General features: G+C 49.6%; 10 protein-coding genes. 2 read left to right on the top strand and 8 right to left on the bottom strand.

What is annotated here, in order from left to right; genetic code table 11:
• Positions 1-9: 9 nt before the first annotated feature.
• Positions 10-510, top strand: a complete 501-nt coding sequence (locus tag L2725_RS15860) for an SEL1-like repeat protein (protein ID WP_249249818.1) — start codon at positions 10-12, stop codon at positions 508-510.
• Positions 511-1,056: 546 nt separating this feature from the next.
• Here the strand turns inward: L2725_RS15860 and L2725_RS15855 are convergent.
• Positions 1,057-1,764 carry a hypothetical protein gene (locus L2725_RS15855; RefSeq protein ID WP_249249817.1) on the bottom strand — a complete coding sequence of 236 codons (708 nt, stop codon included), beginning with the start codon at positions 1,762-1,764 and terminating at the stop codon, positions 1,057-1,059.
• A 674-nt stretch (positions 1,765-2,438) separates the two neighbouring features.
• Here L2725_RS15855 and L2725_RS15850 point away from each other — a divergent pair.
• The gene (locus tag L2725_RS15850) at positions 2,439-4,421 is read left to right on the top strand and encodes an NACHT domain-containing protein (RefSeq protein ID WP_249249815.1); all 1,983 of its coding nucleotides are present in this window, start codon (positions 2,439-2,441) and stop codon (positions 4,419-4,421) included.
• Positions 4,422-4,825: 404 nt separating this feature from the next.
• On the opposite strand, the gene L2725_RS15845 is transcribed toward L2725_RS15850, so the two are convergent.
• The 7 genes from L2725_RS15845 to L2725_RS15815 all read right to left on the bottom strand — a co-directional run bounded on the left by L2725_RS15845 (position 4,826) and on the right by L2725_RS15815 (position 12,981).
• Positions 4,826-5,185, bottom strand: a complete 360-nt coding sequence (locus L2725_RS15845; RefSeq protein ID WP_249249814.1) for a DsrE/DsrF/TusD sulfur relay family protein — start codon at positions 5,183-5,185, stop codon at positions 4,826-4,828.
• Between the two features lie 480 nt (positions 5,186-5,665).
• Positions 5,666-6,127 (bottom strand): hypothetical protein, encoded by a 462-nt coding sequence (locus L2725_RS15840; protein ID WP_249249813.1) that lies wholly within the window; start codon positions 6,125-6,127, stop codon positions 5,666-5,668.
• Between the two features lie 299 nt (positions 6,128-6,426).
• A complete protein-coding gene (locus L2725_RS15835; protein WP_249249812.1) occupies positions 6,427-7,110 on the bottom strand; it encodes a TorD/DmsD family molecular chaperone in 684 nt (227 codons plus the stop codon).
• Between the two features lie 383 nt (positions 7,111-7,493).
• Positions 7,494-8,243, bottom strand: coding sequence for a 4Fe-4S dicluster domain-containing protein (locus L2725_RS15830; protein ID WP_249249811.1), 750 nt, complete (start codon positions 8,241-8,243; stop codon positions 7,494-7,496).
• Positions 8,244-8,246: 3 nt separating this feature from the next.
• Positions 8,247-10,802: a DMSO/selenate family reductase complex A subunit gene (locus L2725_RS15825; RefSeq protein WP_249249810.1), complete on the bottom strand. Its 2,556-nt coding sequence runs from the start codon at positions 10,800-10,802 to the stop codon at positions 8,247-8,249.
• Between the two features lie 674 nt (positions 10,803-11,476).
• Positions 11,477-12,151, bottom strand: coding sequence for a TorD/DmsD family molecular chaperone (locus L2725_RS15820; RefSeq protein WP_249249809.1), 675 nt, complete (start codon positions 12,149-12,151; stop codon positions 11,477-11,479).
• Positions 12,152-12,312: 161 nt separating this feature from the next.
• Complete coding sequence (locus tag L2725_RS15815; RefSeq protein WP_115136434.1) at positions 12,313-12,981, bottom strand: 4Fe-4S dicluster domain-containing protein; 669 nt, start codon at positions 12,979-12,981, stop codon at positions 12,313-12,315.
• Positions 12,982-12,987: the final 6 nt, after the last annotated feature.

Below are 12,987 nucleotides of genomic sequence, written 5' to 3'. Positions count from 1 at the left end.
GAGCAAACTATGAAACCCGCCACCACTTTTTACTGTCTTACCGCAGCCTGTACAGTCTTACTCGGCAGTCTGTCCAGCCAGGCGGCTGACACCAGCGATCTCGCCTACAGCGAACAGATCCACAGTGATAAACGCATGAAGTGTTTATACGGCTACTTTGCCGAGAAGACCGGCGACCATGAGTCAGCCGTTGCCATATTGCAGGACTGCATAGACAGGTGGAACGATGTGTACTCCATGCTGCTGTTAGCGCAAATCCATGACCTTGGCGTCTATCTGCCTGCCAACCCGCAAAAGTCCACCGCCCTGATGCGCCGCGGCGCCCTGCTTCAGGATGAAGCGGGCTACGCCTCCCTCGCCCGCTATCACTATGGCAAAGCGCTCTACACAGGTTATGGCACTGATGTTGATAAGCCTGCGGGGATTAAATACCTCAGACTTGCCGCCAATGAGGGGGTCACAGAGGCCTGCCAGTTTTTGGCCTCAGTTGGCGAAGCCTGCAGCCATTGATTGGCCAAGCTTCGCTTGGCGGAACGTCGTGGAGCAAATACATCCTTGTATAACGGCCAGTTCGCCCTCCATGGCTCTCGCTCATGAGCTTGTCGCATTCGCGGCACTCGCCGCCCCACACCCGACCAAGAGGGGCTCAACAGCTGCAAACGACATCCATGTCTAACTGCCAGCTCGAAATCCCTTTCTTGCGCTAATGAGCTTATTTGCCGGAGGCAAATATTCGCCCTCTTGGATCTCCCCTGCCGCCCCAACCGAAGTTGTCATCCATCGTAAAATGGCTTCAATGTACGCAACCGCCACCGATTCCACGAAGTATGTCCATATACTTCCTACCCAGTTCGGCAGTCCTTGCCTCTCGCTCGTAAGCTTATCGCTGCGCGATACTCTCCCCTGTATCAGCGGTGGCTGCCCCGTCATCCATGACGGGACTTGCTATTGAAGTCATTTCCCTCCGGCAACTTCGGACGGGAGCATGGAGTAGTCGGTAGCTCCTCTGCTTATCTTCCGCATATTCTGTAAAGGGTTAGGAAGGCAAATGCTGAGTTAGTCTGCTGTTGTTGAGATTGGCGATACGGTGCAAAAAACCGATTCGTCTTGCTCGTTACAGCTCATCTGATAAGTGCTTTGAATGGGGCCGGTATGATGAGGCTGAGCAATACTCACTCCAGACCTGAACGCGGCATCGATAAACTTATCAATACCCGCTTGCCTCTGCCTGGTGAAGCGGAGTTCCCCATAGGTATAGTAGCCAGCTGCGTCCATCGGGATGGTATTGTTATCCGCGTCTCGGGTCGCCACGAATGAGAGTTTAAAATCGCGGCGGCTGCTCCCCTCTGCAATGTCAGTATAAGAATAGGAGCCATCGGTAAAATTTACCTTGGCGTTAAAAACGATAGCAGGCCTGATACCGGTAATCATGCCAGCCAGCGCGGTTGCCTCATCGAAGGTCTCACCCAGGCCTTTGCTTTCATAAAAGTAATCGGACAGGTCATTCACCTTATAACTAGCCCCCACCAGTTCATACAGACTGGCAGCAAGCGTTTCAGGCACTACTGCGGCTTCAATGGCTTGTCTGATTTCACTGATTTTTTCAAAGGATTCATTGAAGTAAGAGACCTCAGCAGAGGACAGGGATTGCGGCAGGATCTGGGTACCGTTTTTTGCGTACTTCCGAAGCACACCCGCTGAATAATTGAAGATATAAAAGTCAGCCGCTCTAACAATCTCATATTGGTCAGCAAAATCTCTCACCCGAGATTCAAACTGGCTGTCACTGACACAGGTATTGCACACATCCCGATAAGCCACCGCATTCGCAGCGCCTGAGGCGCAACCCAATAAAACCGAAACACCAAGTCCCTTCCACAACATGTTGTCATCCTTAACAAACCAAAAGTCCCCGCATGCTAACAACCCCCCAGCACAGACACAATGAAACCCAGGCCAGCGTAGCAAGTTGTCACAGTTTGGTTGGTGCGAACCCACAACGGCAGGGAAACTCGGCCTCACACTCAGCATGTTTCGACTTAATTTCACTACACAGCCAGTGGATAAAAACGAAAAAACGAACCCCGAAGAAGAACAGTTCGACAACCCGCGACATAACCAGAATTTACAACCAAAACAACAAGATGTAAGACATCTCTTACAGACCATGCCAAACCAGATTGGTAAATTAAGTCCCCAAAACTTGAACACACCTTGCTTACCGGAGCCAAACCGACGGGCGGTAGCATGTCTGCACAAAGTTAAATAAATAGTCCATCCTATTAGCCTGAGACTGCTAATTACTAGCACTTAGCAGAGCATGCTAATAGTGAACGACAAAACTTTCAAAGCTAACAACATGACTTCTTATTAAAGTCAATTAGTTCGTCAATAATTATACAATTCATATCTATAGATTTTAAAAAAGGAGTTTTAAGTTGCAAGCCGATAAGATTATGGAAGGCCCAATAAAGAAGTCAACGACATCTGTATTTGACACAATAAACAAAAAAGCTGAGGCCTTAGACATATTCAACAGATATGAGAAAGCTAACAACAGTTATGTTAAAGCCCAAGTAGAAAATATCCAAATACTTGGTATGTCTGAACCAGTAAAGCTTGCAGACATATATTCAACCACAATGATTTCGACATCAATCCATCGTAGACTATACAGTACAGAATGGGCTGAACTTGACTCTCAAAAGAGAAATAAAAAGATTGGAAAATATAAATCAACAACTCGTGCAGATGACTTTATTGAAAAAGAAAATAGAATTGTAGTTCTGGCAGGACCAGGTGCTGGAAAGACTACCCTAATGAAATATACAGCCCTATCATATATTGACAACGAGACTTTTGAAAAGTCCAACTTTAAAACAAAAAAGACTCCGTTCTTTATATCGCTTCCTGAACTTGCTGATACCGAACTATCTGTTATTGAATTTATTTCAGAAAGAATAAAAATAAAAACTCACGAGTATGCAATCGAATACGTAAAACGAAAACTAAATAAAGGTGAGGCAATTGTTCTATTTGATTCACTTGATGAAGTATCAAATGAGCATCGAGACAGAATATTCAAAATAATCGAAGATTTTTCAAAGTGCTATGAAACAACAAAGATAATTGTTACATGCCGAGTAGCTGATTACAACAGAACTATAGAGGGTTTTTTTGAGATAGAAATAGCTCGATTAACAGAAAAGGCTATTAATAAAATAATTAGAGCTTGGTTTAAAGGCAGTCCTAAAAAGGCAAGAGAGTTAATAGGGCATTTGTCTGTGGACAAAGATGTATACTCTTTAACAGAGACACCTCTTTTACTGAGCCTTCTTTGTATTCAATACGCTAATGACCTGAACATTCCAAATAGAAAAACAGAGTTGTACAGTCGCTGTGTTGATGCACTTATACGGCTGTGGGATACAAGTAGGGGATTCAGACGAGCTACCGCCTTCTCGGCACTAACAGATGATAGAAAAGAAAAGCTTTTTTCCGACGTTGCTTATAAATTTCTATGTCGAAAAGAAGGAAAATATATTTTCCATGAAAAAGAGTTAACACTAGTAATTTCAGACTTCATCCAAAAATATGCGATGGAAAGAACGCTTGCAAAAGAGATCATTAATGAAATAGAGTCCCATCACGGAATAATAGAAAAATTTAGTGCAGAGTCATATTCTTTTAGTCATGTATCTTTCCAAGAATACTTTGCTGCAATGGCAGTCGTTGCAAAAAGAAAAGAGTTAGATTTTGTAAAAGAAAATCTAACCAATTTAAAAGCTGCATCGATAATTATCTTTATGGTTTCATTGATGGACGACCCTTCACCAATATTGAAGCTATTAATGCAACGTTCGGATCTAAGTGGAATAACAAACTATCCAGCAATGAGCAAAAGGACCGAGCTGTTAAGCTTGCTTTATAGATGCATGAACTCAGGTGTATGTATAGAGCCAGAGCTAAGAAATAAAATATATGTCCACATTGCATATTCTCAAATTGAGATATCTAAGATTTACAGCAAAGCTACCACTTATCCAATTGCAAAGTTGGAGGGAGATGGAGTAAGACATATGTTCTTCTATATAGGGAAAACAAGAAAGACTTTAAGTGCAGCATTGCTATCATATAGAAAGTTATCAAATGAGATACTTCTATCCCCAAACATGTCCTATTCTGATGTTGCATTCGCGATAATAGACAAATACAAAGTTAATAATGAGCCTAATTCGAAGATAATAGAAACATCAGTAAAAACTTGTCTGCTGGTGCCATTAGTAGGTGCCAACCCAAAGAGAGTACTCAAAAAACTTCAGGAATTAAATGTAACTAATAAAGAGGATTCGTTACTTGCTAAAATAGGTGAAGATAATATGAAAACAATAGTAGACAGCTATATAGATAATGCACAATAGTATTTTGCATAGTATGTATTAGCTAACTTTAGATATTGTTTTTTAGAATGAAGCCGCGATAGTCGAATCAGGGGCGAGTATCGCGAAGCGATGTGCTTACGAGCGCGAGGCAGGATAGCCGAGCTGGAGGGGATTGCAGGGACGCAAATCGAGCGTTTATCGCGACAGACAATTTTCAGCATAAGACCGAGGAGTTGTCAGCGGCGGTTGGGGCGGCAAGGGAGATCCTAGAGGGCGAATATTTGCCTCTGGCAAATAGGCTCATGAGCGCAAGAAAGGGATTTCGAGCTGGCAGTTAGACATGGATGTCGTTTGCAGCTGTTGCTCCCCTATTGCTCGAGTGTGGAGCGAAGCTCCACAACTCTCAAACCGGGTGTAAGCACGGCCGCGTCAGCGGCCACCACTCAAACGTGAATAACCTTATCACTCCCCAGGGTAAACTGACTCAGTTCCACCAGAGTGCTGATTTGGGCACCTTCAATCAAACGACTCTCATCCACACCACGCATCTGGCAGCAAGTTTTGCACAGGTGCACTTCAACACCCTGCGCCATCAAGATCTCCAACATCTGACCTATGTGATAGCTCAAGTCCGGGGTGTTTTGACCGCTTAACGCCGCCACTACCGCATCAGACATTAAGAACAACCGTTGCTTAATCGGGCTATCAGCATGCTCCTGCAACGCCAGCGCAATACGCAGCGCGTTATAGGTTTTCTCACTGCCATAGGGACTATCGTGAAGCACAGTCAAAATCGTCGTCATGATTCTTTCTCGAATGAAGCCAAATGAATCGCAAAGATTACTCCTCAGCAATGACATCCACCAGCCCACAATCGCCGATTGATCTTGATAACCCCGACAACGACGAAACACTAAACGAGGGGAACACACCAGTCCCCGTCCGAAGTTGCCGGAGGGGATTGGATGCAATAGCAAACGTCATCATGGATGATGACTTAGGCGTCGCTGAGCCAGGGATGGTGAATCGACGTCGGTTGCGTCAATTGCGTGCAATGCACGATGGATTACAACTTCGGTTGGGGTGGCAAGGGAGATCCAAGAGGGAATTGCTGTTGATCCCCTCTTGGTCGGGTGTGGGGCGAAGCTCCACGACTCTAAACCGGGTGTGGGCCGGAAACCCACGACGTACAGTCGCGTCAGCGACAAGCCCGGCAGGGCTAAACTTGTCCCGCAGGGACCATGTGACCAAAGGTCACACCTCCATTTGCGAAGCCAGAAACATCAAACCATGTTTCTCGACTGACTTCGTCTCTGAATATACAAACCTTCCAGCTGCTCACTGAACTTAATCATCTGCTCACGCTGCAGTGCAGCGGCATCATCCAGCGACTCTATGGCCGTATCCACAGCGATACGTTTGGCCAGTGCCAGAATCAGTTGCTCAGCCTGACTCAGACCACCGGATTGCACCTCTTTGATAAACAGCAGGCGGAAGCAGTCATGGAATACAGAGATCAGAGTGTTGTTACTGAGGACGAATTTATCCGAATTTTCCGGGTCTTTAGCAAACCGAACGTCATCGGCCTGATAACTCATGCCGGCAATCAGATTGCAAACCGTGGTCAGTGAGGTAGCACCGCCAAACAGCTGCGCCACTTCCTGTTTTTGTGCCAGCACCAGCGCCAGCTGATGGGCAAACTCAGCCTTACTCCACTGATCGCCCAGGGCGTTAATCACACTCATACATTACTTCCTCAAACTGTCCGGCTCGATAAAAGCGATCTGCCACGAAGCGCTGCGCTTCACCAAGTTCACGAAGTGGAAAAGCGTAAGATGATTTGGCTTTTCTCTGTGACCTCAGCGCCCTCTGTGGTTCAGGCTTTTCCCGTTTGTTAAAACAATTTGCCACGAAGCACTCACTTCGTTCGCTACACCGAGGACACGAAGGAAAAAGCATGAGAAGAGAAGATTTTTGAGCTTTCGCTTTTCTTCGTGCCCTTCGTGTCCTCTGTGGCTCAAATGCTTTTTAGTCTTTTCACGGGTCAGTGCATTGTGTCGCTTTTGTGGCTGATCAACTCTGCTTCCAGTTGTGATTGCAGGCTTTGCAGATAGTTCAGGGTCAGAGGTGCCAGCGCACGGTAAAAGTCTGTTTTGGCATTGGCAGCCAGCAACTCGATACATTTGGGCGCAAATGGCATCAGGTATTCCCGCAGCAGGCGTGCCATCCAGGCGGTACTGAAGGCGACATCGTCATAAGCTTCCATCACAGCCGGGATCGCGCCCTCTTCAGTTGCCAACGCATTGGCCAGCACAGCCAACATCAACCCCAGATGATCCATCGGCTCGTTACGGGTCGAGTCCAGCTCCAGCCCAGAGTCTTTGTAGAAGGCCACCAGCGCCTGAGTGCTGACATCGTTAAGCAGACCAGTTTCACACAGGTAGACACTGCCCCAGGGCGGACACAGCGGCACACCCGGGCCAACAAACAGACGGGTGTAATCCATCTGCAGGGCTTCGATAGCCTGCTCATCATGTGGGTTTGCGCTGGCAGCATCCATCAGCTCACAGGCCTGCATCGCTTCTGGCGAACTGTCGCCCAGAGGCCACTGCTCGGCGAAAGGAATTTCAGCCACCATTTCCAGCAACTCTTCACCCGGCGGCTCGAACCACAGGTTATGAAGGATTTGGGCCATGGCCTGCAGTTCAACGCGATCGATATTGGTCATCTTAATTACTCTTTGAAGGGGCTTGCCTAATCGCCCAATTTCCACATCGAAAGTACTCATTTATAAAACATAAACTCCGTGCTTTCGATTCGAACTTGAACGATTATTCGTCGCCCGCGTAACCGTCAGGTATGGTGCGAACCTGAAACAAAAGAAGGTGCATTATGCACCTTCCCTGGATAAAACGAATACGAACTGTATGCGCTTTTTGTATCTAAGTCGCGTCCTCAGGGGGAATTCAATGCTGTTGAGACAAGGCCATTAACCGCTCCTGCGTGAATGGCATTCACCACTTCCATGTGGCTTGCGAGTCGACGAACGTCATAGTGGGCCTATGACGAGTCGGCTCAACACAGTATCAAGTGCAGTGAAACCCTCTGAAATTACACTTCAGCTGGGTTGAGGATGCTACCTTCTACCAGATTCAGCTTAGGCTCGCTGCCTACTGGCCATGGCTCACCGTAGCAGATACCAATGGTTTCTTTCACCGGACGACCGTGACGGTTGGCCTTGATAATCAGGTTTGGCTTGGTGATCTCAGGTGATGGCAGCGGTGCAATATGACCGTCGCCTTTACCATATTTGGCCTGCAATTTATCCATGGTGTCGAAGTCCAGAGCACGCAGTGGGCAGGACTCAACACAGATAGGCTGACGACCCACGGCCAGACGCTCGAAACAACCGTCACACTTGGTCATGACCTTGCGCTCAGGGTCCAGCTGCGGCGCGTCGTATGGGCAGGCACAGGCACAGCTTTCGCAGCCGATACACAGTTCTTGGTTTACGTGCACCAGACCATCTTCTTTACGCTTGTGCATAGCGCCGGTTGGGCAGTACTTCACACAGGCAGGCTCATTACAGTGGTTACAGCCGATAGACATGTAGTAAGCGAATACGTCCTGCTCGAAAGTACCATCTTCGTTGGTCTTCCACTCACCGCCGCCGTACTCGTACACGCGACGCCACAGCACGCCTTTCATGGCGGAGATGCCCTTAGCACCTTCATCTTTGCCACCTTCGCCCTGGCCGCGCTGAGAGCCGACCATGCGGTCTTTACAGGCTACGTGGCAGGTCTTACAACCGGTACACTTGGTGGTGTCGAGGTAAAAACCATATTGAACTTCAGGTTTCATGGATTATGCCTCCTTCTTAGCGGCAATCTGAACACGGTTGGTGTGTTGTGGGTTACCTTTCACAATCGGTGTCGGGTGGTACTTGGTCAGCACGTTGATAGCACCGTTCACATCCACAGGACGACCTTTGTGGTCTTTGTCTTCACCCGGCTTGTACCAGCGACCTTCACCCATGGCGACCACGCCCGGCGCGATACGTGGCGTGATACGTACCGGCAACTCTGTCATACCGCGGTCGTTCCACACGCGAACAGTTTCGCCTGAGGTCAGGTTGCGGGATGCTGCGTCCATTGGGTTCATCCATACCGCGTCTTCAACCGCTTCACGCAGCCATGGCACGTTGTCGTAGCTTGAGTGCACACGACCCTTGGTGTGGTAACCAATCAGCTGCAGCGGGAACTCAGCCGCAGTTTCTTTATCTTCATAACCATCCCAGGTAACCACGTACTGTGGCAGCGGGGTGATCTTGTAGCGATCGGCCATTTGCTCTGCGCTGAAACGCTGACGCTCCTGCGCAGTCCAGTAGTCCTGCAGCTGCCAGTTGGCACGCTTGTCAGCCATAGCCAGTGAGTAGATCTCAATCTTGCCGGACGGGGTCTTCACGCCGTAGGCGTCTGGTTTGCCTTCGACCCAGTCTTTCAGCACGATAAAGCTTTCCGGCATGTACTTGCGGAACACGCCCTGCTTGGTGGCTTCATCATAGGTGGCTGGCAGACCGATATCCGGGTTATTGGCACGGGTCTGGGCGTACAGCTCGTTGTTCCAGTCAGCGACAGTCTTGCCTTCGGTGTAGTCATCGCAGTTCATGGCCTTGGCCAGACCTGAGCAGATGTCGTACATGTTTTTGGCTTCGCCCAGTGGCTTAACGCCTGTGCTCATCATGGTCATGTAACCCATTTGACCAGACGCATAGGAGTCGCCGGCCAGGTCGTCAGACTCAAGCCAGGTTGCCGCAGGCAGAATGTAGTCGGCGTAACGGGCGGATGGGGTCATCCAGCAGTCACACACTACGATCAGCTCACACTTGCTGGTGTCAGACAAAATGGCTGTGGTGCCGTTGATGTCTGAGTGCTGGTTAACGATGGCGTTACCAGACACGTTGATGATCGCCTTGATGTTGGAATCCAGCTTGTCTGCACCCTTAAGGTTATGGGTGTAAGGCGTGAACTCCTTGCCGCGCTCAATCGCTTCAGAGAAGGTGAATACCGGGATAGTGGCCTTAACCGCGTTGTCACCGATATCGATACCGGCTACGCCCAGACCATAGTTCATTGGCATGCCGCCGGTGTTTACACCCGGCTGACCCAGCTTACCGGTCAGAATAGACAGCATGTAAAGGGCACGTACTGCCTGGTCACCGTTGGCGTGACGGCTGACACCGGCACCAATGCTGATGTAAGGCGCCTTGGCGTTCATGATGGCGTTCGCCAGTTCACGAATTTGCGCCGCCGTGATACCACAGCGAGCTGCTGCCCAATCAGGGGTGCGTTCCAGACCTGTGTAGGTACCCAGAATGTAATCTTTGTAGTTCTCTTTGGGATCGATAAGCGCCGCGTAACGCTGCTGCTCGGTATCATCAGATGCTGCCCACTCCGCCTTGAAGCTTTCCAGTGAGGCAAAGTCATAACCCAGACAGTGCTTGTCCAGGAAGGCTTTGGAGTTGGCATCAATCCAGCCGGAGGTAATCATCTCGTGGGCAACCGCTTCTGCCAGGGCCGCATCGGTACCCGGACGGATTGGCATCCACTTGTGCTCTTTACCCAGCATGGAATCGGTGTAACGGGTATCAACCATGTACACCTTGATATCGCCTGGGTGGTTTTTCAGTGCCTGCACGAAGTCATAGCCTTCGCCGCTGCCGCTCATACGCATTTCGTTCGGGTTGAAAGCAACACCGATAAACAGGTCAGCGTTGGCGATTTCAGCCAGACGGGAGCCATAGTATGCGTGGCCAGCATCACCGAAGGTAGCTTCGGCAGCTGAGTACAGCTGTGCCCAGGAGTAGTCCCAGTGGTGATCCAGGTAACCGCCGGTTTTGTTCAGCAGACGCTGCCACACCTGATAACCGGCAAAGCCGTAGTAAGCGCCACTGCGGTAGTGGAAATAGGTAGACGCAGGGCCATGCTCAGCACGGATCTGGCTCAGCTTCTCACCCACTTCTTTGTATGCCTGCTCCCAGCTGATGGCCACGAACTGGTCAACTTCACCGGTACGGGTGGCACCGATACGCTTCATTGGGGTGCGCAGACGGTCCGGTGCATAGGTACGCTGGCGCAGTGAGCGACCACGGGTACAGCAACGGATCTGATGGTTGTCGCCGTACTGATCTGAAGTCTCATGATCAGTTTCGATGCGGGTGATCACCCCATCACGGCTGAATACTTTGATTGGACAGTTAGAGCCACAGTTCACCAGACAGGCGGACCAGTTCTGCACTTCTTCACCTGTAGGCTGCAGTGGCTTGGTGAACACCTTCTCTTTGGCGCTTGGGGTACAGGCACTCACAGTGGCAGCACAGCCCATGGCTGCACTCATTTTCAAGAAACTTCTGCGTTCCAATTTACTTATCCTCTTAGGACGACATCTTCGAAGGGGCCCGGCGGTGCAAACTCTGATGCTGCGCTCACTGTGCCAGCCCTGGGGAGAGGTATTTGTCTTCAGCAAGCTTCCGCAGTGCTCCTGCCTGTCCCGAGCCTCGCTCCAGGGAGACGGCAGAAACAGAAAATGCAGTGGACAAATTTGATGGCGAGTCATTGGCACACCCCGACAATTTCAGGTGCACACCATGCTCATTCCCTGGCCTTTCTCTCTTGTTGTGCCACGACTCAGCGGTGGCGAATCATTCAACATAGGTATTCTAAAAGAGGGATTTGCCGAAACTGGATTTGTTATATTTCGTGAGTGAAATATTGAGGGGAATCACACATAACACGTTGATTTGCGGATGAGATCACACAAATTATGTGACCTGAGCCAAACCGGACAACAATTGCAAATCAATGAATTATTTAGCTTTTTAGCTGGCGCTCAAATTTAGCGCGGCGACAGGTTAAATAACTGAGATCCAAATGTAACAAACAACGTGAAAAACCGGCCTCACTGAATGTGATCCGGTTCAAGATTCCCAATTAAGTTCTGCGCTAAAGCTCACTAAACGCAAATCGTTATCAGGTAGATAGGTTGTGGTTCAACTGCTGCAGCGAATATCGATTCCCCGCAGCAATTGATGAGTATCAGCGAAACAGTCGGGCGCTGACAGGCACCACGTTAAAGTCGTTGGCCAGCTGCTTGAGGAAGTCCTCTGCCAGCAGTGCCACACCAAAGTAAAACTCAGTCTGGGCATGCTCTGCCGCCAGCTCCAGACAACGGCCTGACCAGGGCAACAGATGCTTGCCCAGCAGCAACTGTACAAACTGCTTCAGCTCTTCGTTGGTACGTTCCTGCTCAAGACGACCCAGAGTCGAATCCAGTACCGCAAAAAAGAATCCAATATGATCCACTGGCTGGCGGTTAGCCATCTGCAACTCAACACCATGAACCTTGTAGTAGTCCATCAACGCCACTGTGCTGCGGTCATTCAGCAGTTGCTCTTCGCCCAGATACACAGAGCCTTGAGGGATCGCCTTGGGTTCACCCGGGCCAAAGAACAGCTGACCATAGTCCAGCTGCAGCTCGGTCAACTGGCTGTCATCCCACTGCTGCAGGAAGTGGCTCAGCGCCTCACGTCCCACACGGTTGCCGTCACGACCCTGGCCTTCACTCGCAAAAGTGGGCCAGCTTGCTGCCACATCGTTGTGAATAAAGTCGTGGATCATCTCTGCCTCAGGGTAATGGCTGAGCAGATGGTAAAGAATGCGGGCGATGCCCTGATACTCTTCAAACGGCAGGTTGGTAAAAGGTGTTTTCATTTATCGTTCAACTAAATCACTTGAGCCAGGCTGGCTATCCCAAAAACGTCTGCCACAAACGGTTTTAGGATAACAAACAGTTAGTAAGAGACGCTTCCTTAAAAGCCAAACGTCTCTTATACCTGTCATCCCCCGCGACTGCAGGGGACGACATCACAGAATTACACTTCTGATGGGTTCAGCACCTTACCTGAGCGACCACCATTGATGTTGGCCTTGATGATCAGGTTAGGTGAGGTGATACCTTCGCTTGGCAGTGGCGCGATATGGGCGTCGCCTTTGCCATACTTCTCTTCCAGTACTTCCATCTTGTCGAAGTCCAGTGCGCGCAGCGGGCAGGATTCAACACATACAGGCTTGCGACCCTGGGCCAGACGCTCATAGCAACCGTCACACTTGGTCATTACCTTGCGCTCACGGTCGATCTGAGGCGCATCGTAAGGACAGGCGCGGGCACAGCTTTCACAGCCGATACACAGATCTTCAGCCACATGTACCAGACCATCTTCACGGCGCTTGTGCATAGCGCCGGTAGGACAGGCCTTAACACACACTGGCTCAGAGCAGTGGTTACAACCTACAGACATGTAGTAAGCGAATACGTCGTTCTGGAACACCTTGGTGCTTGGGTTCATAGAGCAGCTGCCGCCGCCATACTCGTACACACGACGCCAGGTTACGCCCTGCAGGCTTGGTACGCCGCCATTTTCAGGGTTGTGGTTACCACGGATAAGATCGGCCTGACGATCCTTACAGGAAACGTGACAAGCCTTACAGCCGGTGCACTTGGTGGTATCAACGTAGAAACCGTATTGAGTTGGTTGAGTCATTTACAA

Origin of the sequence: Shewanella corallii, from assembly GCF_023349125.1 — a bacterium.
Taxonomy (GTDB): domain Bacteria; phylum Pseudomonadota; class Gammaproteobacteria; order Enterobacterales; family Shewanellaceae; genus Shewanella; species Shewanella corallii.
Note: the sequence above shows the minus strand (reverse complement) of the source record. Positions and strands in the feature narration are given on the sequence as shown.

What these genes read in the sequence shown, in the direction of transcription:
- L2725_RS15860 (WP_249249818.1), top strand. Translation starts at nt 10, where the DNA reads ATGAAACCCGCCACCACTTTTTACTGTCTTACCGCAGCCTGTACAGTC.
- L2725_RS15845 (WP_249249814.1), bottom strand. Translation starts at nt 5,185, where the DNA reads ATGACGACGATTTTGACTGTGCTTCACGATAGTCCCTATGGCAGTGAG.
- L2725_RS15840 (WP_249249813.1), bottom strand. Translation starts at nt 6,127, where the DNA reads ATGAGTGTGATTAACGCCCTGGGCGATCAGTGGAGTAAGGCTGAGTTT.
- L2725_RS15835 (WP_249249812.1), bottom strand. Translation starts at nt 7,110, where the DNA reads ATGACCAATATCGATCGCGTTGAACTGCAGGCCATGGCCCAAATCCTT.
- L2725_RS15830 (WP_249249811.1), bottom strand. Translation starts at nt 8,243, where the DNA reads ATGAAACCTGAAGTTCAATATGGTTTTTACCTCGACACCACCAAGTGT.
- L2725_RS15820 (WP_249249809.1), bottom strand. Translation starts at nt 12,151, where the DNA reads ATGAAAACACCTTTTACCAACCTGCCGTTTGAAGAGTATCAGGGCATC.
- L2725_RS15815 (WP_115136434.1), bottom strand. Translation starts at nt 12,981, where the DNA reads ATGACTCAACCAACTCAATACGGTTTCTACGTTGATACCACCAAGTGC.